We start from the raw sequence: 23,609 nt of genomic DNA, 5'->3' as shown, positions 1-23,609 counted from the left end.
TTGCCTTTGGTGTGGTGAAATGCGCTGGAAAATAGTTTTACAATTTTTTGCACAGGGTTATGCACAAGGGCTATTTTTGATCTATAGTCTTAGGTTCCCGTAGATGGTTTTAAGCTACCATTCTGTATTGAGCTTAAATTTGAGCTTAGCTAATTTGTCACCTTCCGCTGGTGCATACCAGATGACGGTTAGTCGACAGAGGCGTTGGTAGTGTTAAACCTAAAGCAAGGTGGATGCCTTGCGATTTGATTGGCTTGCTAGCGCTTGTACAATCAAAAGCCTCTGTCTCCTGGGTAGTGCGGTGTCGCTACCCAGGAGCCCGACGATTACTCGCTTCCTTTCTGACTGTTAATTCACCTCTTTGCTCTCGAATTTGTTTTTTACGTGCGCTTATTTTGTCGGTGTCGTAGTATAGTGCCCACAGTTATACTGATTGGTATTATTTAATGGTAACTGCTTGATGTTGTAACGTTCCTTAACATATAGGTGCGTAGTAGCCATATTGGCTTTAGAGTCAAGCAGCGGCTTTGATTGAAACAACATAGGGAAGAGTGCATGAACAAGGTGTTAATTGGGGCGGCGGCAGTGGCTTTAGCCGCTGGGGCTTATGTCATATCAAAGCAAGACGGAGCAACAACGCAATCTGATAGCGTATTGGGGTACATCCCCGCTGACACTCCGATGTTGGCAGTGCAAACCGCAGCTTTCCCCATTAAAGACTATATCGACACTATGGCTTCGAGCCAGCTGCATTCAGTTAAAGCGTTTGCGCAAGAGTTGGCAGACGATCCCGCGCCAATGTCACAGTTTTTAGCGAGTTTAACGCAAAGCTATGCTGCGGCTAGTGCGAGTGGTCAGGCATTTATTGATACCTTTGGGTTACCAGAGAGCGGCCGTAGCTATTTTTATACACTGGGCGCTCTGCCAGTGATTAAGGTTGAACTTGATGATCCGCAGGCTATTTGGGCTGTGCTGGACAATGCCGAGCAGCAAAGTGGTGTTACCCACATGAAGCAGCAACGCCAACAGATTGAGTATCGAGCCTATCGCTTAACAGAGGCCACTGACAGTGAACAGCTGGATGTGGTTGTAGCCATTGACGGTAAGATGTTGACCGTCACCTTAGAAGCCAGCTTTGCCGAACCTGCTTTGTTAGATATGGCGCTGGGTTTGGTAAAGCCGCAACAGTCAGTGGTTGATTCTGGGATTATTGATGCGATTTATGACCGCCATGGTTTTATGAAAACCGGCGTAAGCTATATTGATCACCAACAGCTAGTCACTGCATTAACCACCACAGATGGCAATCAACTAGCCAGTCAAATGACTAAACTGTTTGAGCTTGTTGGCGATGATCCTCTGTATGAGCTTCGCTCGAATGAGTGCCACCAAGATTTAAGTGCCATAGCCAAAAACTGGCCTCGCACGGTGATGGGCTACAACGAGCTCGAGATAGATGCTAAACAAGCCAAACTTAACTTCAGCACCATCATTGAGAGTAATAACCAGACCATGCTGGGTGCGTTGAGTCAGTTAAAGGGTTATTTACCTAGCTTTACTCAAGATGTTAAGGCCAGTACTTTCTCTATGGGCGTGGGGATTAATGTCAATGAGTTTGTGCCCGCTGTGACGACGATTTGGAACGAGTTCCTAAACCCAGAATATCAGTGTGAACCATTACAACAAATGCAGTGGCAGATGAATCAACAAAGTCCGGCAATGTTGGGCATGTTTACCGGTATGGCTAATGGCGTTAAAGGCATGAGTTTTGGCCTGATTGACTATCAGCTTAATGATGATATTAATCAGCCTGCCATGGATCAGGTAGATGCCATTATGACGCTGTCAGCTGAAGATCCGGTGATGTTGCTTAACATGGTGAAACCTTTTGTGCCTGAACTGGCCAACCTGCAGGTGCCTACCGACGGTACGCCAGTGTCACTCAATCAAGCGCTACAAGTCCCCGCTGCTTATGGTTTAGACGCTAAGTTGGCGATTAAGGGTCAACATATGGTGATTTATACCGGCGAGGCGAGCGCTAAGGTGGCAGAGCAAGTTGGCAAAGAGGCGGTCGACAATAATGGTTTGTTGAGTATCACCGCAGATTACCAACGCTTACTTGCGCCATTGATGACAGTGCTGGAAATGAGTGGCGAGCCTATTCCGCCTGAACTGCAAGACTTCCAGTACTACAACATGTCAGCCAAGTTCGACTTAGACATCAATGAACATGGTATTGTTATGGGTTCGGTGATGCAGTCAAATAGTCAGTAAACAAAGACTGGTTTTCAAAGCCCTAATTCATATTAAGAATATGAGGTAGGGCTTTTTTATTTGGAGAGATAATGATTACAACTGGGGTACTACTTAAGGCCAACGAAGCGAGATTGGTTAGTTTGTCTGGCACACGAGGGCAGTGTCAGCTAGTCGCAAGTCAGGTTAATAAGATTGTCATTGCTAAAAATCCTACTCAGCAAGATATTGCTGAGTTCATTAGTGCGCTGCAGGCATATCTTAGCAGTGTTGGAAGTAATGCTTTAATTGTGAATCGCCGCGCTACCACTGGGCAAGGTGCGGGTGGGGCAGGCACTTTTATTCTTGAAGGAGTGATATTAGCTTGTGTGGCGCAGCCGGTTGAGTTTATTCATCCTGCGACAATACGGGCTACCGATAAACGCTGGGCAGAGCAGAAAACCTGTCGACCAAAAACTCAAGATATGGCCAAAGCTTTTGATTTAGCGTTTGAAGGATTGGATGCATAGTAGCTAAACCTGAGCAAAAGTTCATGGTGAACGCATTAACTGCTTGGGACTGATATTTCATCGGTAAAACAAAGCCAGAATGGTCGCTAAGACAACCGCTCTGGCTATGGGGATGATAACCGCTTGGCTGGTTTACTTATCGGTTAGCTTGCCTTGTCGATGTTAAGCTCAGCGAGCGTGGCGGCAATATCTTGCGCTGCAGTTTCTGGATTGATGTCATCATCAATTTTTAAAATGGTGCCATCTTTACCTATGTAGAAAGTAACTCGGCTAGCAACTCTGACTAAGTTGAGCACATCGAAAGCTTTAGCGGTCGTTTTGCTCGGGTCGCTGAGCATAGGAAAGTCAGCTTTTTCTTGCTCAGCAAAGGCTTGGTTATCTTCTAAGTCATCAACACTAGCCATCATATATACCGCATTGTACTGCCGAATTAGGTGGCCATCTTTAACCAGTGAGCGGCACTCCAACGTACAACCACGGGTATTGGCCATTGGATACCAAGCCAATACTAAGGTTTGTTTCCCTAAATAGTCCTGCAATTGATAAAAATGACCGTCTGTGGCTTGTAAGCGAAAGTCAGGGGCTTTGTCGCCCACCTTTAAATCCGTTGCGTGAGCGCTCAAAGGTAGCCATAGGTAGCAAAGGCTAACTAGCATCATGGTTAATTTTTTCATCTGTCGATCCTGTTATTGTGTCACTGCAGTGCTTGAATGGCTGTTGATCACATCCAATAGGCCAGGCCAATGGATATTTTCATCAACAGTCAATTCAATATCGGGTTGAGTTGCGCGCCCTGTGAGTAGCTGGCCGTGCATGTCATAGACCAAACTATTGGTTAGCGTAACGTCTATATTACTCTTAGGTAAAGTAAATCGGTGCTTTAAATCAAAATCGCCACGGGTTGCTGTACCAATTAAGGTTACGTTAGGCCAACTTTGGGCAAAATGAACCAGCCATTGGCACTCACCACGGCATTGTGGGCCAATTATTAATGCCAGTTTGCCGACTTTATTATGGGTCGGCAATGGGCTGACCTTAATCTGACTAAAAGGGGCTTTACGGGCAAACCACTGACCAAAGCTACTGTCATTGTCGCTGTGGGCAGCCTGGCTTGCGGTAGTTAAATGAAGCTGCTCAAAGGAAGAGAATTGCTCGAAAGGCTCAAATTGGCGGCTTTGTAGGTAATCGGCTCGCAGTCGGTTGTTAAGACGATAACGGGCTATGGCCACCGGAGGCTGGATGCCGGAGTAGCTTTGCATACCGTAATAACCTGCAAGGGCGCGGGTTAATAGGCTGTTTGTGCCGTGCCCCCGGCGTAGATCGAGAATGGTAAGCGGCGTAAGCAGACTTTGCGTAACCACGGCTTTGAAAGCGGCATCGTTAGCAAATTGATTGAAATTACCAATTTCAAACACATTGCTTGGCTGCGGTTTTATCACCCAATTGGCACTAAAAGGCAGGTGCGGCGGCCTATCACTGTCGATAAGTGCAATCGTTTGCTGGTGGCTTTGTTGCCCGTCTGATAGTGTCAGCGTGACAGTCTCACTAGGACGAGCTCCAATCTCTTGGCGTAACTGCGGCAAATAGCTTAGTTGGGTCAGGAGTGCGTTGTAATCTTGACTCAGTCCCGATGGCAAATAACGGGCAGCGGCGCTTAACCAATAACTCAGCGGCAGACCATCAAGGTGAGTAAGGTATGGGTACTGGCTGATTTGCAGGCTGCCTTTATCGTTCAGCGCGATAAACTGGTTATCAATATACCGAATATGGATTGGCAGCTGCTTGCTGAAACGATCAGTTTTAACATGGGCGTTTATGTCATCGAGTTGTGCCAATATTTTTTGCACTTCAGGGACAAACTCCGTGACACTGACACGGGAGGGCAAAATTTGCTGAAACTGCTGACTGGCTTTAATCACTTGATTTAACTGAGAGGGATCAATAGCTGCGATGGCCGAGTGTTGGCTAATCTGCTGCTGCAAGACTTGTAGATCTTTGTTGGCCTGATAGGGGCTTAAATGGGTATTTTGCCAATCACTGTTAAGTGCAATTAACCCCAGTGCACAGCCACTGGTCAGCATTGCTAGCCCAAAAAAGTTGATGATTGTCTTAGCGCCAAATTGCATCAAAGTCCTTATGTCGGTGACGACTCATCCAAAGCCAGCTAATTATCCATTGTGTTTTATCAGTGAGTTAACTAGATATCGTGATAGTTACTCGCTTATCTGAGTATCCTTCAAATTACAGCAATTTGCCAATACGATGACAGATAAAAATCAGTCACTTATATAGCAGCATACGAACAGACATTTCAGCCAACATATTCAAACCATAGGCCCGCTACGACTTTGGTAGCGAGAGTATTGCCTCACTAATAACAAAAAGGAATAAATTTTAACTTTTATCTATTTTTTTAATTATAAGAATATCGCTATATTAGCCTGAAGTTATTTCGTCTGGAATTGATTATGGAACTCATTGCGTTACCTGGGCAGCAAGCTGCCGGAAAAGTCTGGCTAGTTGGCGCAGGTCCTGGCGATGTGGAGCTGCTAACCATTAAAGCGTATCGTGTGCTTTTGCAGGCTGATGTCGTACTTTATGACGCGCTTGTGAGCGACGATATTATGGCGTTGGTTCCCAGTGATGCGGAGCGAATTGCGGTGGGAAAACGTGCGGGTAAACACAGCGCAGCGCAAGAAGAGATCAATCAATTGTTGGTCACCAAAGCATACACTCGCAAGAATGTGGTGCGCTTAAAAGGTGGCGATCCATTTATTTTTGGCCGTGGTGGCGAAGAGCTTGATTCCTTAGTTGATGCCGGAGTGGAATTTGAAGTGGTCCCTGGGATCACTGCCGCTAGCGGCACCTCTGCCTATGCAGGTATTCCATTAACCCATAGAGATTATTCTCAAGGTGTGACCTTTTTAACTGGTCATTGCAAGCTTGAAAGCCGTCCGATGGACTGGCCCAGCTATGCTAAAGCCAATCATACTTTAGTGATCTACATGGGCATTCTTAATGCCAGTTTGATAAAGCAAGGTTTGATTGGTGCGGGGCGTTCAGCAGATACGCCGGTGGCCATAGTCTCTAAAGCGACTACACAAGCACAGCAAAGATTTATTGGAACATTAGGTCAGCTTGATAAGTTAGCTGCCGATCCGCAGCTGCAAATGCCAGCGTTAATGATAATTGGCGAAGTGGTAGCCTTGGCTGACACACTAAACTGGTTTCAGCCCAAAGGCGCTACTAACGCGATTGATGAGCAAATTGCCATTCGTCTCAATCAATAATAAAGTCTTTAGCAAACAAGGCTTTTATTGCTTTTGTATATTCGATATCTGCCCCTGGGCGCACCAATTGGGCTAGTTCTTCTCCAACTGGGGTGAGACGATAATAGCTAAATAACAGGTGGCCGCCCTTAGGCGTCAATGTCATCTTCATATCTTGCAAAGTAAAACTGATTGGGGTTTTGCTGTTGAGTAAGCCAGTCTCAAATTCACTTCGGTGCAGTATGCCCGAATCAATTAGCGTTAAAATTGTTGAGTAAGGTAAGCCAAATTGAGACAGGCCGATACTGATGGCATCGGTTTTGCGAAACAGCTTACCTATACCACCTGCATAGCGATAACCAATAATCAGTTTATGCCGGGATTCGTTATTAATTTTTACTGCCATCGCCAAGGCTTTTTCAAAAAACTGCGCCTCTTTATGGGTGAGCTGCTTTAGCGTGGCTAATGTTCTTAAGCTAAAGTTGCCGGGCGAGGTAATTTCATAGGCGAGAATGCGCCCCCACAGCTCCTGCATTTTACGATTGTGGATTTGCTCTGCCAGTTGAAAGAATTGGTGAACCCAATCCGGATCTAAATCGGTTCCAGTGACCTCAGATGGCGTATTTGCTAACGCAATGGTGTAGACCGCTTCTAAATTGGCCTGGTATTGGCTATCAAGTTTACGCTGACGGTGCTCAGCTCGCTCGGCAATAGAGGCTTGAGATGCACGATAGCCTTCTTCGCTTGTTAAACCTAACCGTCTTCCCAACAGCAGTGCTTTTTTACGTGCCGATACATCGGAGGTTTGCTCGCTTTTGGGCACTGAGGGAGTGTCAGCCATGATGTCTATTGGTTCCGTCTTTTGCTTTGCTAATAAGATAAAATAATAGTGTTAACCACAGCTATTGAACAGTGCTATTTACTTTCATTGAGCATTTGAGTGGGCTTTGGTTGGGGTTAATGGCCAGCAGACACGGTGGTTTTGAGTTGGCATTAAAGGGATATTGCGCGCCAAAATGAGTGAACACAGTGCCAGCCCAGCACCGATAAAAAACACCATTTTCGGAGAATACAGCCATAGTAGGCCTAGCAGGGCAGGAATCACCACCGCAGCAATATGATTAATGGTAAAACTCACCGACATAGTTGCGGCAATATCTTGTTTATCAGCAATCTTTTGGAAGTAGGTTTTGATGGCGATCGCCATGGCAAATAGCAAGTGATCGATGACGTACAATCCTGCTGCAATATAGGGGTGGGTCACAAAAGCGTAGCTTACAAATACAATGATTAGGCCGATATATTCGATTGTTAACGCCCGGCGTTCGCCGATTCGGCCAATAAAGCGCCCTAATGCGGGGGCAAAGAGCAAGTTGACGACATAGTTAATCAAAAACAGGGCGGTGATCTGGCTAACGCTATAGCCAAACTTCTCTACCATCATGAAGCCCGCAAACACCATGAATATTTGTCGTCTAGCACCAGAGAAGAAGGTCAGTAGATAATACAGCCAATATTTTTTACGCAAGATGATTTTCTTATGCTGCGGCTCACCTTCTGGAAACTTGGGAAAATATACCGTTAGCACTGCCACCATAAATAGCCCAAGTAAGCCAATAAAGGCATACATATACACATAGTCAAACTTAAGCCAGGTCATAATTAACCAAATACTGGCATAGCCTGTTAATGCCGCAGCCGCTTTCCATGCCATGGCTTTACCCAAAAAGCCTGCCGTGTCTTGCTTATCTACCCATTGTAAGGTTAATGATTGGTTGATGGTTTCAAAATAGTGGAAGCCCACAGACATTAATATAGTGGTGAGATATAAGCCCATTGCTGAGGGGAAAAAACCACTTATCGCGACACCAATGGACAATACGGCTAAAGAAATTAATGCAAAGCTCTGCTCTTTTAGCACCAGTAATACGAAAATTGCGGTAAAGGCGAGAAAGCCTGGTACTTCGCGCAAGCTTTGTAATATACCTATCTCAGCGCCGGTAAACGCTGCACGTTCAATAACAAAGTTGTTGAGCAATACCTGCCATACGGAAAAGACCAACGACATAATAAATGTCATCCATAACAATAAGCTTTGCGGCGTTCTTTGCATTGGTTCATTCCATCGTCGGCACCAGAGCTCAGTCTATCCGAAATCCAACTTTATCCCCAAGGCTATTTTCGATTCAGCGAGGGTGTATGGTCACGATTTCGCTCAACGCTGTGCACTGTGCACTGAGCGCTGTTTAGCTGATCTGCCAAGATTGCTATGCAATGTAACCTGTACAATTCACTCGACCTAAATTTATCCCCCCAAGTTATTGTATTTGCTAATTATTAAAATTGGTTCTACTAGCGGAAAACAATATTAGCGGTTGCAAATGTAATTGTATTGTAAATTGTATTGTAAATATTAATGCAAATTGTTCTCATTCCATATATTTTGTGGGGGATTTTTCAGGGGGAGCTGTCCTACAGCGGAGAATGATATGAAAACAAGATTGACCTTGTTAGGAATTTGTATAGCAAGTGTGTGTTCCATAAATGCTGTTCAAGCAGCCGATCCAGCAGCGCTGGAAAAAGCGATAGCTAAGCAGGAAGCAGAACTGGCAAAGTTGAAACAGGACTTGGCTGAACTGGCGGCACAACAAAAGCAGCAGGCAAAACAGCAAGAGCAACAAGCTGTTGAGCAGCGACAGCAGGTTGCAGCGATTGTTGATGAAAAAGTCAGTGAAAGCCCATGGAGTAAATTCTCCTTCAAGTCGTACGGTTCAGTTAACTATACCAGCGACGAATATTACGAGAATGTCCAAGACACCACACCAGAGCGTCGAGGAAGGTTCGATTTAGAGCGTATCGTTACCGAGTTTGGCTATCAATTTAATGACCAGTGGGATATGGAAGTTGAAATTGAATATGAACACGGCGGCACGGGCGCAGCGCTAGAGTATGATGGCTTTGATGAGTTTGGTGAGTTCGAGTCAGAGGTAGAAGCTGGCGGTGAAGTGATGATTGAGAAAGCCCAAATTAGGTATCGACCTAATGAGGCGTTTGGCGTCAAGTTCGGTAATATCCATCTGCCCATCGGATTGACGAGTATCCTTCACAAGCCTAATCAATACCTGACAGTGCTGCGTCATCGTAGTGAAACCGCAATGATGCCTGCGGTATGGAATGAAACCGGTGTCGGTATTTTTGGTGAAGTGGCAAATTTCCACTATCAAGCGCAAGTCGTCAGTGGGCTCAACTCTGAGTATTTTCGTACCTATGACTGGGTAGCCTCTGGTCATCAAAAACGTTTTGAACATGTCAACGCTGACGATCTCGCCTATGCATTGCGGTTAGATTACGGCAGCTTCAAGCAACCCGGTTTTGCAGCCGGTGTCGCTTACTATTATGGCAATACCACTGGCAATCGTCATAAGAGCAACAAGGTAACTGGTGATGGTACCGTGTCTATTTTGGCGTTGTCGGGTGCATATGTTCAAGGTCCTTGGATACTGCGAGGCCAATACTTATACGGCACCTTAAGTGATGCCGATGCCATTACCCAAGCCAATAAAACCACCCCAGGACTAAAGCCTGGCAACTTTGCTCAGCTGGGCTCAGAGTCTGAGGCTTTTTTTGTTGAAGCTGGTGTCGACTTAAGTCATTTCACCTCTATTCCATTGACGGTTTTTGCCAATATCGACTATTCAAATCCGCTGAAAGAGGTGGAAACCGGTACGGCGACCAATCGCTACGAAAACACTTGGACGAGTGTCGGGGTTAACTATTCACCTATCCCTGAAATTGTCATCAAGGCTGAGGGCGGTCGCCAACAAGTCGCCGTTGCCGCCATTCCCGATACCAACTTCTTCGCTTTAGGCGTCGGTTATCAATTCTCTTTGTAAATATTCCGCCTAATAGGCATTGAAACTTATTAAATTTTTGGAGCTTTAACATGAAAAACATTAAATATTCAGCTGTGGCATTGGCTTTGATTACCACACTTGCAGCTTGCGGTGGCTCAGGCAGTGACAGTAGCACACCCGATCCTGTGGTCCCTGAAACGGGCTTCACTTACAGTGCTGATGAACTTATCACTAATTTGACCGATGATGTCATTGTTGCCGGTTACGCAGCATTAGCGGCACAAGGTGAAGCGATGCTTGCGGCAACACAAACACTGGTTGCCACCCCCACTCAAGCAAACCTTATTGCTGCTCAAGAAGCATGGAAGGCGGCGCGCCAACCATGGGAGCAGGGTGAATCACATATTTTTGGCCCAGTTGACTCGTTAGGTATTGACCCACATCTAGATAGCTGGCCACTCAATACCACCGACTTAACCACTGTGCTTGCGACTAACTCAGGCTTCGATGCTGACACCATTAAAGGTTGGAATGATGATGTGCAAGGTTTCCACACTATGGAATACCTATTGTTTGGCGATGGTGTTGCGGACAATGAGAAAGATATTGCCGATCTAACGGCAACAGAGCGTGACTATCTAATGGGGCTGGCTGAAGTTTTTCGCGACTATACCAAAACCCTTGATGATGCTTGGCAACTTAGCCATGACGGTCAAAGTGGCGATGCTTATGCCAACTTAGTGAAAAATCCTGGCGCTGATGGTAATACATTTTATGCGTCGCAGGTTGGAGTAATTGAAGAGCTAATCAATGGCATGATTGGCATTGTCGATGAGGTGGGCAATGGCAAAATTGCTGACCCATTTGGTGCCACCATTAATGATGCAGACACTTCTAAGGTAGAGTCACAGTACTCTTGGAACTCATTGACTGATTTTAGCGACAACATTATTGGCGTGCGTAATGTTTATCAAGGCGAGCTAACAGGCCAAGCAGATAAACAGGGAATTGTCGATTTTGTTGCGGCGGCAGATGCCACCTTAGCCGCACGTGTTGGCAGCGAGATTGATGATGCCATCATTAAAATTCAAGCGATAGCGGGCACCAGTGACATGCCATTTAGACAAGCTATTCTCGATGAAGCAGGTAGAGAACGAGTGCAAACAGCGGTTGATGCCTTGACCACGCTGCAAACCACCTTAGAGTCTGATGTGTTACCACTATTGCAAGATTGGAATGTTTAACCACAAAAGTTAAGGGAGCTTAGGCTCCCTTTTTTTGATTGTATATCCATGATTTTTAAATGGTTTATCAGTAAATGCTTAAGAGCTATATAGAGTGTGCAGCGCATGAAATCAATCAATAATAGCTTGATAAAACTATCAAGTATTTCTTTAGCTATTCTATTTACCCTTAGTGGCTGCGGAGGATCAGGTGATGAGGTGGTCGACCCTGTCATTCCTGAGCCCGAAGTGACTTATCCAGATTATACTGATGTGACTGCTTTAGGCGGTGACACCACCACGTTCGATGCGTCAGAGTCGGGGCATGGTTTTTCAACCCCGGCACCTAACCTTAGCGAAGCTGAACTTGAGTTGCATTTAGACGGTGACTTAGGTTTTGAAACTGCATTCACCACAGCGCCCAATGTAGAACACCCTGATTTAGATGGGTTAGGTCCAGTATTTAATAATGCCGACTGTAACTCTTGTCATCAGCGCGATGGCCGTAACTCTACACCGATTGTTACCAGTGGCGAAACACGCGTTAAATTGGGGTCTGAGGCTGGTATCTTCTTGCGCATAAGCCTTGCGCCAGATCAGCCCTGTACCCAAGGCACGGCAGCTAACAATTACTGTGCGCCGATCCCTGTAGCAGATTTTGGTGGCCAGCTATTTCATCGCGGTGTGTTAAAAGCTCGGCCTGATTGGGAAACGAATCTGTTTGGCGGTCAAGCCGATGTTTATCTGTCTTATGAGACCAGCCAAGTTACTTACCCTGATGGCCACACTGTCACCTTAAAAAAACCTTTATTCGAAGTTGAAAACCCTTACGATGCGCCGGGGGAAACGAAGCAAAGCAGCAATGTAACCTCCAACTTGTTACAAGATGATGTGTTGATGGGTTGGCGTAATGGCATGCCAGTATTTGGCTTAGGTTTGCTAGAAGCGATTCCTGAAGCGGATATTTTGGCTCTGGTCGATGAAAATGATAGCAACCAAGATGGCATTTCTGGACGCGCGAACTACGTGTTTGATGCGGTAAAGGCGCAGGCCGGTGATCCTAACCCGGTATCGCTGGGACGGTTTGGTTGGAAGGCCAATACACCCAGTGTCAGAGTACAGTCGCTAGGCGCGCTGCGTGGCGATATTGGCATTACTAATCCATTGTTCCCACAAGAAAGTGTTGCGGGCACTGCTTTGCACGATAGTTATCTGACACGTACCGGTTTTGTCGATACTGGTGAAGATGAAAACGGCGCACCTGAAGCGGATGCCGCGTTCAGTGATGCAGTGGTGTTTTATGCCGAAACCTTAGCTGTTCCAGCTCGCCGTAATGTGCAAGATGCAGATGTACGTGAAGGGGCACGACTGTTTGCTGAGATTAACTGTAGCGGCTGTCACCAGCCTAAATTTGTCACTAAGACAGAGGGGACAATTGGTGGCAATGCGATGACTGAAGGTCATAAAGGGCAAACCATTTACCCATTTACCGATATGTTGCTACATGACATGGGAGAAGGCTTAGCGGACAATCGCCCAGACTTTCTCGCGGATGGTACAGAGTGGCGTACTCGACCGCTTTGGGGAATAGGCTTGACCCAAACCGTTAATCCTCAAGCGGGGTTCTTGCATGATGGCCGCGCCGCGACCATTGAAGAAGCTATTTTATGGCATGGCGGCGAGTCACAAGATAGTACCGATAAGTTTATGGCGCTTAGCGCCGCTGAGCGAGCTCAGGTTATCGCGTTTGTTATGTCATTATGATTTACTTAGAGCTGGCGTATAGCCAGCTCTAAGCTTCTTAGTGTGCGCTATCTATAGCACCTAATGCTTACCTTACGCTGATCCCAAGCGTGAACAACTGCGATCGTTGTAATCAAAATATCGCGACATCACAAGTTTTCACCTCTTCGCAGTATTTAATTGTTCTGCTTTACAGTGGGTTAACAAGTAAAACTTGGCCTTCTCAAATGTGGTAACTCGCTTATTGCAAGTCATCAAAATTGGATCATATCTTGATCACAAAAATACCTCTTTAGGGGTAATATGTGAGTTAAACTAGGTTAAGACAGCAGTTGTTGTGATAAGTTCTCATAATCGAAGTAACTTAATTTATTTGGTCAAAAACTCATGTTAAAACAACTATCAAGGTTAGATTACTTTACTTTAAAGGTGCTCATCGGCTTATTTGAATTTAAAAATGGTAGTGTTGTAGCAGAAAAGCTTAATAGTACTCAGCCTAAGGTAAGTCGTGCACTCAGCACGATGCGTGAAGTGATCCATAATGAGTTATTTATTCGACAGCAGTATGGATTGCAACCTAATGCTATGGCTGAACGCCTGTATCCTTTGGCCAAAAAGATTGTGGCTTCCTATGACCAAATGGCTATTGTTGCTCATGCGAAACCTGAATATCATCGGCTGTTGCATATTGGCGCACCGGAGCAAATGTCGACTTTTATCTTACAGTCGATTGAACAAGCGAGTGAGGCCTTTGGCGTGAGTCATACCGTTGATATTCATCCCTGGGGCGAAAATGTCGAACAATTGATGGTTCAGGGAAAGTTAGACTTTTGTATTTCAGCTAGACCGGTGCAAAACCAGCATATCATCAATAATAAACTTGGAGACGTAGAGTTCTGGTTCTTGGCAGTACGTAAAGGTCATCCGATTTTGCAACAGGAGATCACCTTAGAGGCGATTCTTGAACATAGACTAGTATTCATTAACAACGGACCACTTTCTGAGCTAACAGAATTGGTTGACCGCTGTGGTGAAACTATCAACAAGAAAGTCGATATTAGCTTGATCACATCGAGCCTACTGGTTGCGTTTGAGAGGGTAATTAACTCTGATGACTTATGCTGGGCGCCTTCGGTTTTTCCTTATGAGCTAAGCAAGCAGCGCGACGATATTGAGCTGATTGATATGACTCAATTCTATAAAGAACACTTTAAGCACATAGAGAACTTGCGTCACCCGAGCCACTATTTACAATTTCATGAAACTCAGAAAAATGAGTTCGCTGCATTACTGTCTGAAATTATGAAAGAAAACTTGAAGCTATGCCAACAGTTATACAGAAACATAAATAGTACTCAGTCCTTTGAAGTAAACCGCTATAAATGAACTTCGTTTTATTAAATAGCAAAAAGCCATTAGTTATCTAATGGCTTTTTGCTATTGATTCTAAAAGCGCTAGTGCAGTGCGGTATGTACTAGATCTTGCAGTCTATCGGACAGCCAGTGAAAGTTCATTTTATGATTGTTTCTATTGTAAATCATGTACAGTGTCGGCGCTTTTACCTCCATATAAAGCCTTTCTGACTCAACCTTTGCCAATTGACACGCATGTAAGCCCGGAGTGGAATTAATCACATTGTAAATAGAGCTGTATGGCAATAGGGCAACTGCATCAGTCTTTCTTAAATATTCAAACAAACTGGATACGCCGTTAAGGTCCATTTCGGTATTCAGTGGGATGTTATTGATGCAGCAATACTCCTGAAAGGTACTTAGCCTTTGTTCAGCATCCCCTATGTTGCTATTGACATAGGGATACTTTGCAATGGACTCCAGAGTGATATCCTCCTTTAGGATGGGGTGATCATCATCGCAGATTAAAAACAGTTTATTGAGCTTTTCTAGTGGAACAATAGCCAAATTCTCATCAATGGTCTCTAAGTTAGCTACGGTTTTACAGCAACAAAGACCGATATCTATATCACCTGACACAATATGTTTAAGTGATGACTTGCTCCAAGGAGAGATATTAAAGTTAACTTCTTTTCCTGCATCCCTAATTGATGTCAACAACATCTTCGGAAAAGGAAACGACACAAGATCTGGGGCAACAATTTCGAAGTCATGAACGTGCTCTGCTAATACCTCGCCATTGAGTTGTTGTAAGTTATTCGAGCACTCTAGAATTTGCTTGGCAATAGGGTATACCTTTCCTGCGAACTCATTTGGAATTAAGCCATATTTTTTTCGTATGAATAATTCGTTGCCGAAAATTTCACGTGCATGTTTAAGGCATCGGCTAATTTTGGGGGCTGGAACATTCAGCTTGTTTGATACATATGTTGCCGATTTGTATTCGTAGAGGTTTACTAGGATGTTGATACTTAATAAGTCCAAGTTGCTAAAGCTAATATCTCTCATCTGCATTCCTCCAAAGTTGCTACATTAATACAATACATAATTTGTAATTGTTTTTGTTGTTTTATTTTAATTACTTTTTAGAAATGCATGCTGTGTCACTTATTAAGTTATTCATAATTTTTATAGTTGTTAGTTGAATCTAGTAATACTGATATTTTATATGGAGTTTACTGTATCTACTTACCTAAAAATACCTTAAAAAGTCACAAGTAATTGTTTTAATTGTTTTTATATTTGTTATTGCTTATTGTGTATTTTGGTTTTTGTTTTCCGCATATCTGTTCTTTCACTGTGAAAATAAAAGGTTTAGATATTTTAAAATTGCATTTCAAAAATTAATTTTACACCCTAGAGTTCGTCGGCAGCGTCAGATGTGTATAAGAGACAGATAAATAACCTCATTCGATATATTTGGTCATGAAAGTTATCGCCTTATTCATTAATTGATTTAAATCAATGTTTGTAATGCTGAGTGGGGAAATACTGAATGTGCTTTAAATATAAACTTAATAATTAATGAAAGTTTGGAGGCGTTTATGAACACATCAGTCATATTAAGCTATGCTTTTGTCTACTTTGTACTGCTTATTGTTGTACCTTTTGTTTTAGTGACATTTACTATGACATGTATAAAGTTTTTCAAAACAAGCAATGTAGAGAATGTGGGAGTTAATATTAAATTAAACCCAGAAAAAATTGCGAACAAACCGGTTGGATTCTTCAATAATCTAAACAACATCGTTAACACTGTTGCCAAGGGGAAATATAACATTCTATATGGCACTTCAATGGACAGCATAGTCGACATTGATAAAACGGATAAACCAGAGGATGCACACCAGCATTTAAGACACTGTCACCTTGACTATGTTGTGGTTGATGATAACTCTGCCGTTAAATTGGTGATTACTGATCCTCAGCACAATTCACCTGAAAACAATGACTTTATCGACCACTCCCTAGCAGAAGTAGGAATTAAAGTGATTCACCTTGCACAGAACCAGCAATGTGATGAATCCCTCATCCGCAATTCTCTCGCTGCATAGTGTTATTGAGTACTGAGGGTCCACCTCAGTACTCAAATCCTTCAAAAGAATAAATTGTATCACTGAATAATGTGAGGACTCATTATGTCCAAAATCTCTAAAATAGCCCTTCCTTTGCTGACCTCCATTTTGGTGGTATTTAGTTTCAGCTCGCCGATGGTCAAAGCAGAAACGTCAGAACTAAAAATGAACCAAAATCGCCAATGCATTATGTGCCATAAGAAAAACGGCAATATGTACGGTTTGCATGCAAACGATGCCTTGGGACAAACCTGTCAAGACTGTCATGGCGATAAAGGTAAACATCCTCGTGGTGAGTCAGATCTTATCGGCTTCAGCCAGTCTTCTCCGGCTACAGTTGAGCAGCAAACTGCAGCGTGCATGTCATGCCATGATCAACAAGAGTTGTCCGAGGCAGACTGGACTCACAATGTTCACTCGAACAAAGTCAACTGTGCTGGCTGTCACCAACTTCACCCAGAAGTCGATCCAATTATTGGCATTAGTGAAAGCAAACGCATCGCGTCATGTGTTAGCTGTCATGAAAGCAAATAATTAGGAGGATATAACAATGAAAAAAGAAAGAAGACAATTTATAAAAGGGGCATGTGCATCAGCCTTTGGCGTAGCCTGCGTATCGGGCCTTGGTATCGCTAAGTCTAATGCTCATAAAGATAAAAATGAGACCAACTGTAAGTACGCACTGATTCATGATGAAAACAAATGCATAGGCTGTGATGCTTGTTCAGTTGCTTGCCGTGAAGCCAATGATGTACCTGATGGCGTGAGTCGTTTAGAGATTGAGCGTGAAGGTCCGTTTGGCGAATACCCAAATCAATTCTATCGTTTTACCCGCAAGTCTTGCCAGCAGTGTGAAGGCAAACCTTGTGTGAATGTTTGCCCCACAGGTGCCGCATACCATGACCCAAGCACCGGTATTGTCAGTGTCGATGAATGGAAATGTGTGGGCTGTTTGTATTGCATTGCCGCTTGCCCATATCAGATTCGTTTTATCAACCCTGTCACTAAAGCTGCTGACAAATGTGATTTCTGTAAAGAAACTCGCTTGAAAGAGGGGCGGCAGCCTGCTTGTGTTGAAGCTTGTCCTACAAAAGCACTGACATTTGGTGACCTTAAAGACCCACACTCACAAGTGGTAGAAGTACTTAAAGCGACACCGAATTATCGCAGCAAGACTGAACTGGGTACTCGCCCTAAAGTGTTCCGTATTGCTTCGCAAGAGGGAGAAATCAAATTATGAGCCCATTCCACTTTGACAGTTTAGTTTGGCACTGGCCAATTGCTATTTACCTATTTTTAGCGGGCATTTCTGCTGGGGCAATCTGCTTTGCGGTACTGCTAAAGCACTTTAAATTAGGCAAAAACGCCTACAAGTCTAGTTTTGTAAGGGCGGCTTGTTTAATTGCCCCTCTTGCGGTGTTTGCAGGCCTAGGTATTTTGGTCATCGATTTAACCAAGCCTTTCGATTTTTGGAAAATATTGGTTTTCTATAACCCAACGTCGGTGATGTCTATCGGTGTCGCCGTGCTACTGATTTATCAAGTCGCTTTGTTTGCCTGGTTGGCCTGTTTATTCAAAGAGCCAATCCTTAAATGGTGCAATAACCGCTGGCCATTGGTTGATAAAGTTCTGAATGCTTTCACCAAGTGGGAGGCGACGATTACCGGCTTGTTGGTGATATTAGCATTAGGTTTAGGTGCATACACAGGCTTCCTGCTATCAGCACTAACAACCTTCCCGATGCTCAATAACCCAGTGCTACCGCTGTTGTTCTTGATTTCAGGTATTTCTTCAGGCGCCGCAGGTACCTTGTTAGGTGGTGTGTTAATGAAAGGCAACCCAGATGGTAAAGAAGTGCATTTCATTCACAACATTGAAATTCCGTTAATTTTACTTGAATTAGCCCTGCTATTTACATTCTTTGTTGGCCTAATACTTACCGGTGGACAAAGTCAGGCAGCTGCTCTCAATGCAATTGGAGAAGGCTTCTGGGGTTGGATCTTCTGGGGCGGAGTGGTGGTGGTTGGCTTAGCCATGCCATTGGCATTCAACTTATTCATGACAGCATCAGCCAAACGTAAATTCTCTTATGTTGCTATCACAGCAAGCTGCAGCTTATTTGGTGTACTACTGCTGCGTAATTTCATTCTTTATACCGGCCAGATGACGGTAGCTTAATCATTATTTAGGAGTTAACCATGCTAAAAGTTTTAGGACTATCCATTTTACTCAGTTTCTCAGGTGCAGCGCTTGCAGATTCAATTGCAGATACGCATACAGAAATGGCTGGATGTGAAGCTTGTCATATGAACGGAGAGCCTTCTGCAGATATGGCCTATGAAAACCAAACTTGTATCGATTGTCATGGGGGATTAGATAGTATCGAGGGGGAAATTCATCAGCAACATGATGGTGTGCTTGATTGCGGAACATGTCATATCGTGCATGATGAAAAAGACCCTAATGATACGTGTGCAGATTGTCATTAGATTCCTGTCCACCAAGTTGCACCCACTTAACGGTAGTGGGTGCGCTAAATAGTTAAAATTCAAAGTGAAAATCAGCCTCTCATCAGGCGATAGATCGAAGGGATGACAGTTGTCATTTCGTCGAATTAACAAGGAAGTGATTGGGCAGGATGCCATTTTAGCGCAACTACTTTGCACACCTCTTAATCTGCCTAAGGGTGTGCACCCAACCTCCAAATGGGTTCGCCACTCAGTACTAGGGTGGCTTTTTTGGTAAAAGTACTTGTGCTTCCCCCCTTTGTTTTCTCATGGTTAGTTCGCGAAATAGCGCCGCACTCTGTTTGCCTTAGCACTGAGCGTGCCAGGCAAATTGAGCGATCAATGCTGCATCGCGGCTGCTAAATACAGCCTCTTGGTGTGACGTGTCAGGTGCAATGAGCCGGGCGATACTTGCTGCTAGTCACAGGCAATATCTATTAAGTAAACAGCGACGACATCATAGGGTTTTGCTGCTGGGTTTAGCCGACGCTGGCGAGCGACTTTCTGAGTAGATGGACACGATAAATCAATTAGTAGGTAGGGATATCTCGATAGCAAATACCAGTCTATAGTGTTAGATATTAGCGCATGTTGCTGTAGCTAAAATAATACGATCACTAGGCAAAAATATAACGCATTAATACTCTGTTTAATTAATTGATAGTGTTATGTGATAGAGATTAAATTAATGCCAAGATAAGCCAAAGTGCTTGTGATCTGATTCAAGTAAATATTGGCAATTATCTATTATGATAAGTTTATCAATTGTAGTTATTTTTAGAGGCGAGAGTGAGCAAATTTCTTATTATTTATTCCAGCGTGCATGGTCAGACCCTGAAAGTAACCAATTACTTAGCTGAAAAGCTTATTGAGCAGGGTCACCAAGTGACTACGGCAACTTTAGAACAGGCTCCGGCATTGGATGAGTTTGATAAGGTGGTACTCGGGGCCAGCATTCGGCACGGTAAGCATACACCCGGTTTGTATGATTTCATCACTGAACAACAAACTGTGCTTGAGCAGAAAGCGACGAGCTTTTTCTCTGTGAGCTTAGTGGCGAGAAAGCCGGCAAAAAATACGGCTGAAACTAATCCCTATATGCAAGCGTTTTTAGCTAAAACACCTTGGCGGCCAAATTTGTTAGAAGTGTTCGGTGGCAATTTGAATTACCAAGGTTATAACGCGATGGATCGGAATATTATTCGATTTATCATGTGGATCACTAAGGGCCCTACCGATGCAAATACTAATGTTGAGTATACTGATTGGCAAAAAGTTGATCGCTATGCACAGCAATTAATGGCACTGTAAATAGCGCCAATGGCTTGTCGATAATCAAGGATAAATATGGCTGCAAACCGTTCACTCATTCAGCGGGTTATCTCTCAGTATCTGGAGCGTCAGCACCTATTACTGATTGTGTTATGTTTGTTTTTATTGCCAACAAGTGGCTACTTGATGATGGGGCGAGCACTGCGTAACAACGCCTCTTTTTGGGATATATCCCATGTTTATCTGGGTTTGTTGGCGTGCTTTATTGCTGTTACCTTCTTAGTAACCAATGTCATGGGTAATAAGTGGCGTCAGTATTTTCCTTGGCTTACGCTGGATTTTTCACAATTACTTCAAGACATCAAAGGCCTTTTCAAAGGCAGGCTACCACAAGCGGGCGGGCGTGGCTTGTTCAGTTGTGTGGAAGGCCTTGGTATGCTGATTATGGTAGCGGTGGGAATAACTGGCGCAATGTGGTTTGTATTGCAAGGTACGACCGATGCGCTGATGTGGCGCAACTACCACATTATGGCCGCCAAAGGGTTAATGGGTTTCTTAGCATTACACGTGATTTTTGCCGCGCTACATCTGCTGGACTTTATTCGAAACTAACTCAGTTTAGCTGCTTTAAAAAGTAGCCTTTGTGGCTACTTTTCCTTCTTACTAGCTCAATACGTTAATCTTTTTCTATGTTACATTGGCCATATAGTCAATGGGGCTGAGGCCTCATGTGAACTGTCTACTGATAGATACTATGTGTTGGGCTAGGGGAAGGCGATATGGGCAACAAGCAAGCAAAAGTACTCCATTTAGTGGACGACCTGGCCATGGGCGGGGTGAACGTTGCCTTGGCAAGCTTAATGGATAGTGAGCTAAATGCAGAGTATGACTTTGCCAGCTTGTGTGTCTGTTTTCGTTCTCCTCGGCAATGGTGGCGAGCGCTGCGTGAGATAAAGCAGCATCAAGCTGATATTATCTGCCTACATTACGCTGCTAATTGGAGCCGTATCGGGTTCACGTTATTGCTTAGATTGTGCTTTTCTGGACGTATTGCACTGCAAGAGCATCACTATAGTCGTGGCTTCGTAGAGCATAATGTTAAGACGCCAAAGCGATTTTATTGGATGCTAAAGTTGATGTATCGCAGTGTCGATAGAGTGTTGTGTATCTCAGTTTCACAACGCTTGTGGATGCTAGAGCAGCAATTGATAAGCGCTGATAGACTGATTTTTGTGGGTCAAGGATGTCAGCGATTAAACCTTCTTGCCGTTACGCCTAAGCCGCTTGAACAACCACTAGTTGTTGGCGCTTACGGCAGATTTAATCAACAAAAAGGCTTTGATATTTTAGTGCAAGCAGCCACTTTGCTTGATCCTGCCCTAGTACGGTTAAAAATTGCCGGTGAAGGGCCGCAATATGCACAGCTACGTGCATTGGCCGAAGATTCGGACAATATTGAGTTCATTGGTAAAGTTGACGACATTGGACAGTTCATGCAACAGGTCGACATAGTCGCAATTCCATCCAGATGGGAACCGTTTGGTTTAACGTGTATGGAGTCACTGCTAGCAGGAAAACCTGTGATGATATCTCTAGCCGATGGGTTGCCTGAGCAGGTAGATTATTTACTGGCAGCAAATCTGGTTCAGGCTTGGCCACGTTTTACCGCGATGACCCCGGTGGCGTTTGCTGCAGCGATATCGCAAACTGTTAACCAGTTGCAAGCCAGAGAAAGCCGACCACAAAGTCTTGCCATTTCATCCGATGCTCGGCAGCGTGTTGCGCAAAGCTGGCCGGCATTGATACAAAGGTGGCGATTGACACTGATGAAGCTCACCGACTAGCTCGGCGAGACTTATTGGCACAAGCTGCAGCCTACAAAGCACATAAAAAAAGCGCCAGTTTGGCGCTTTTTTTAGGGAGTCATTAAAGTTACTTGTGCTCTACTGCAAGGTAGTTGATCAAGTCGATCAATTCACCCAGTGTACGAATTTGGCCCATGTTAACGGCATATTTATCATTAACGATAAATGCCGGTACGCTTTGTACGCGGAATTCACGTTGTTGTACACGCCATAGGTCGATTTTGTCGTTGACGGCTTTGCTATCGGCAATCGCGTCATATTTGCTTACGTCGAAACCATGTTCTGCAAAGACTTTTTTAATGTCATCGCGGTTGTTGATTTCTGGTTTCTCATGCGCGCTGTGGTCGTGGTCATGGCTGTGACCATGTGCGCCTTCTTCGCCTTGAATTGCCACGAACATAGCGTGAGTCATTTTATCGCCAAGATCGGCTTCTTGAATGACTGCAAGAGAACGCATCACTTCAGTACCAATGTCGCTGTTCATGAAGTCAACGTGTTTACTATCAAAAGTCACTGACTTATTGAGATTAGCTTTGATATCGCCAAGGAACTGAGTTTCCATATTGAAACAGTTGTGGCAATAGAAAGAGAAAAATTCGGTTAGTTTAGGCTCGGCACTGGGTGCCTTATTAGTGACGGTAGTGAAGTGCTTACCTTCAACAAATTGTGCGGCAAAACCGCTTAATGGTGCCACGGCCAAAGTTAAAGCTAATGCGATATATTTAATCAAGCTGCTGTCCTCAAATGTGAAAGGTCTGTCTAAGTTTATGTAACTTAGCATTAACGCAAACCTCTATGCTATTTAGCATAATAGCGAAAGCTTAAGTATGACTGAAGTAGCTTGAAATGGCAGTGTTTAGCATGTGACCTGTAACAAGTTTTTGCATGGATCTCATAAGTTCCGTCGCAAAGTTTGCCATGCTTCACAAACTTGCTTAAATTTTATCGCATCACCGCCTTCTCGGTCTGGGTGCCACTTAAGAGCGAGTCGGCGCCACTGTTTACTGATGTCTTTATCGGTTGCCTCTTCATTGAGTTCAAACACGCTTAAGGCGCGGCAATGGTGCATGTCGGTGGGGTTAGCACCAATGTAGTCTTCATAACGACTCCAGAAAGACGCTAACATCTCTTGAATGACATTAGGGCAGGTATCATAGTTGCCCCAATCTAAATAGTAGTCTCGCAGCGCATCATCAGTACTGAGTTGTTGGTCAAGGTTACTCGGGAGTATCCTAAAAATTTGGATCTCCATGGCTTTGACATGTAAATAGCTATTGGGCAGCAGTATCGATTGCAGATTGAACAGCGCGTTCATTAGTAGGAAGTTGCGCTTGAACAGGGCTTTTTCGGGATTATTATCTAAATCTTGCATTAGGCCTTTAGCTTGCAATTCGGCAGCTAAATGATGGACCTTCCAGCTCTGGTTACTGGCTTGTAGTAAGCTAAGTAGCGGCCAAATTAGCGGGTTATCGCCTTTAATATGGCAAAGCTTTTCCTGTTGAGAAGCATCAGTTAGCCTTGGTTCAGTGAAGGCTGGTTTGGCTAAAAGCATAAACGAGACTCTAGGTAACTGGCGATATTTTCTACTATGACATAGTCGTAATTGAACGCAAGTATTAATCACCC

General features: G+C 44.2%; 22 protein-coding genes. 15 read left to right on the top strand and 7 right to left on the bottom strand.

Going from position 1 to position 23,609, the window contains the following annotated elements:
- Positions 1 to 555 precede the first annotated feature (555 nt).
- Together FLM48_RS17710 and FLM48_RS17705 are read left to right on the top strand one after the other, a co-directional pair.
- On the top strand, positions 556 to 2,274 hold the full coding sequence (locus FLM48_RS17710; protein ID WP_179025562.1) for a hypothetical protein: 1,719 nt from the start codon (positions 556 to 558) through the stop codon (positions 2,272 to 2,274).
- A gap of 71 nt (positions 2,275 to 2,345) precedes the next feature.
- Positions 2,346 to 2,762, top strand: a complete 417-nt coding sequence (locus FLM48_RS17705; protein WP_179025561.1) for a DUF3010 family protein — start codon at positions 2,346 to 2,348, stop codon at positions 2,760 to 2,762.
- Between the two features lie 143 nt (positions 2,763 to 2,905).
- Here FLM48_RS17705 and FLM48_RS17700 read toward each other — a convergent pair whose 3' ends face one another.
- Together FLM48_RS17700 and FLM48_RS17695 are read right to left on the bottom strand one after the other, a co-directional pair.
- Positions 2,906 to 3,436: a redoxin domain-containing protein gene (locus FLM48_RS17700; RefSeq protein ID WP_179025560.1), complete on the bottom strand. Its 531-nt coding sequence runs from the start codon at positions 3,434 to 3,436 to the stop codon at positions 2,906 to 2,908.
- 12 nt (positions 3,437 to 3,448) lie between these two features.
- A complete protein-coding gene (locus tag FLM48_RS17695) occupies positions 3,449 to 4,888 on the bottom strand; it encodes a S41 family peptidase (RefSeq protein WP_179025559.1) in 1,440 nt (479 codons plus the stop codon).
- A gap of 342 nt (positions 4,889 to 5,230) precedes the next feature.
- On the opposite strand from FLM48_RS17695, the gene cobA reads away from it, so the two are divergent.
- Positions 5,231 to 6,052 carry a uroporphyrinogen-III C-methyltransferase gene (cobA, locus tag FLM48_RS17690; protein WP_028771601.1) on the top strand — a complete coding sequence of 274 codons (822 nt, stop codon included), beginning with the start codon at positions 5,231 to 5,233 and terminating at the stop codon, positions 6,050 to 6,052.
- Here the strand turns inward: cobA and FLM48_RS17685 are convergent.
- Both FLM48_RS17685 and FLM48_RS17680 read right to left on the bottom strand, forming a co-directional pair.
- Positions 6,042 to 6,872, bottom strand: coding sequence for a TIGR03899 family protein (locus tag FLM48_RS17685; RefSeq protein WP_179025558.1), 831 nt, complete (start codon positions 6,870 to 6,872; stop codon positions 6,042 to 6,044). The genes cobA and FLM48_RS17685 overlap by 11 nt on opposite strands.
- Positions 6,873 to 6,956: 84 nt before the next feature.
- The gene (locus FLM48_RS17680) at positions 6,957 to 8,144 is read right to left on the bottom strand and encodes an MFS transporter (protein ID WP_179025557.1); all 1,188 of its coding nucleotides are present in this window, start codon (positions 8,142 to 8,144) and stop codon (positions 6,957 to 6,959) included.
- Between the two features lie 376 nt (positions 8,145 to 8,520).
- On the opposite strand from FLM48_RS17680, the gene FLM48_RS17675 reads away from it, so the two are divergent.
- From FLM48_RS17675 to FLM48_RS17660, 4 genes are all read left to right on the top strand, one after another.
- A complete protein-coding gene (locus FLM48_RS17675; RefSeq protein ID WP_179025556.1) occupies positions 8,521 to 9,924 on the top strand; it encodes a hypothetical protein in 1,404 nt (467 codons plus the stop codon).
- 50 nt (positions 9,925 to 9,974) lie between these two features.
- On the top strand, positions 9,975 to 11,129 hold the full coding sequence (locus tag FLM48_RS17670; RefSeq protein WP_028771597.1) for an imelysin family protein: 1,155 nt from the start codon (positions 9,975 to 9,977) through the stop codon (positions 11,127 to 11,129).
- A gap of 105 nt (positions 11,130 to 11,234) precedes the next feature.
- On the top strand, positions 11,235 to 12,872 hold the full coding sequence (locus FLM48_RS17665) for a di-heme oxidoredictase family protein (protein WP_179025555.1): 1,638 nt from the start codon (positions 11,235 to 11,237) through the stop codon (positions 12,870 to 12,872).
- 366 nt (positions 12,873 to 13,238) lie between these two features.
- Positions 13,239 to 14,237 (top strand): LysR family transcriptional regulator, encoded by a 999-nt coding sequence (locus tag FLM48_RS17660; protein WP_179025554.1) that lies wholly within the window; start codon positions 13,239 to 13,241, stop codon positions 14,235 to 14,237.
- Between the two features lie 69 nt (positions 14,238 to 14,306).
- Here FLM48_RS17660 and FLM48_RS17655 read toward each other — a convergent pair whose 3' ends face one another.
- A complete protein-coding gene (locus FLM48_RS17655) occupies positions 14,307 to 15,272 on the bottom strand; it encodes a LysR family transcriptional regulator (protein ID WP_179025553.1) in 966 nt (321 codons plus the stop codon).
- A 536-nt stretch (positions 15,273 to 15,808) separates the two neighbouring features.
- On the opposite strand from FLM48_RS17655, the gene FLM48_RS17650 reads away from it, so the two are divergent.
- The 8 genes from FLM48_RS17650 to FLM48_RS17615 all read left to right on the top strand — a co-directional run bounded on the left by FLM48_RS17650 (position 15,809) and on the right by FLM48_RS17615 (position 21,962).
- A complete protein-coding gene (locus FLM48_RS17650; RefSeq protein ID WP_179025552.1) occupies positions 15,809 to 16,318 on the top strand; it encodes a DUF2726 domain-containing protein in 510 nt (169 codons plus the stop codon).
- Between the two features lie 84 nt (positions 16,319 to 16,402).
- Entirely contained in the window at positions 16,403 to 16,873 is a 471-nt protein-coding gene (locus FLM48_RS17645) for a nitrite reductase (protein WP_028771593.1), read from the top strand.
- 16 nt (positions 16,874 to 16,889) lie between these two features.
- Positions 16,890 to 17,579 (top strand): 4Fe-4S dicluster domain-containing protein, encoded by a 690-nt coding sequence (locus FLM48_RS17640; protein WP_028771592.1) that lies wholly within the window; start codon positions 16,890 to 16,892, stop codon positions 17,577 to 17,579.
- A complete protein-coding gene (gene nrfD / locus FLM48_RS17635) occupies positions 17,576 to 18,517 on the top strand; it encodes a cytochrome c nitrite reductase subunit NrfD (protein ID WP_179025551.1) in 942 nt (313 codons plus the stop codon). Before FLM48_RS17640 ends, nrfD begins: the two co-directional genes overlap by 4 nt.
- Positions 18,518 to 18,537: 20 nt before the next feature.
- Positions 18,538 to 18,828, top strand: coding sequence for a cytochrome c3 family protein (locus FLM48_RS17630; protein WP_028771590.1), 291 nt, complete (start codon positions 18,538 to 18,540; stop codon positions 18,826 to 18,828).
- An 807-nt stretch (positions 18,829 to 19,635) separates the two neighbouring features.
- A complete protein-coding gene (gene hemG / locus FLM48_RS17625) occupies positions 19,636 to 20,157 on the top strand; it encodes a menaquinone-dependent protoporphyrinogen IX dehydrogenase (protein ID WP_179025550.1) in 522 nt (173 codons plus the stop codon).
- A gap of 36 nt (positions 20,158 to 20,193) precedes the next feature.
- Positions 20,194 to 20,730, top strand: coding sequence for a cytochrome b/b6 domain-containing protein (locus FLM48_RS17620; RefSeq protein WP_179025549.1), 537 nt, complete (start codon positions 20,194 to 20,196; stop codon positions 20,728 to 20,730).
- 167 nt (positions 20,731 to 20,897) lie between these two features.
- Entirely contained in the window at positions 20,898 to 21,962 is a 1,065-nt protein-coding gene (locus tag FLM48_RS17615; RefSeq protein ID WP_179025548.1) for a glycosyltransferase family 4 protein, read from the top strand.
- Positions 21,963 to 22,050: 88 nt separating this feature from the next.
- On the opposite strand, the gene FLM48_RS17610 is transcribed toward FLM48_RS17615, so the two are convergent.
- Positions 22,051 to 22,713 carry a thiol:disulfide interchange protein DsbA/DsbL gene (locus tag FLM48_RS17610; RefSeq protein ID WP_179025547.1) on the bottom strand — a complete coding sequence of 221 codons (663 nt, stop codon included), beginning with the start codon at positions 22,711 to 22,713 and terminating at the stop codon, positions 22,051 to 22,053.
- 162 nt (positions 22,714 to 22,875) lie between these two features.
- Positions 22,876 to 23,535, bottom strand: coding sequence for a DNA-J related domain-containing protein (locus tag FLM48_RS17605; RefSeq protein ID WP_028771586.1), 660 nt, complete (start codon positions 23,533 to 23,535; stop codon positions 22,876 to 22,878).
- Positions 23,536 to 23,609: the final 74 nt, after the last annotated feature.

Origin of the sequence: Shewanella sp. Scap07, assembly GCF_013394145.1 — a bacterium.
Classification (GTDB): domain Bacteria; phylum Pseudomonadota; class Gammaproteobacteria; order Enterobacterales; family Shewanellaceae; genus Shewanella; species Shewanella waksmanii.
The sequence above is the reverse complement of the archived record's forward strand: the minus strand, read 5'-3'. Positions and strand labels throughout refer to the sequence as shown.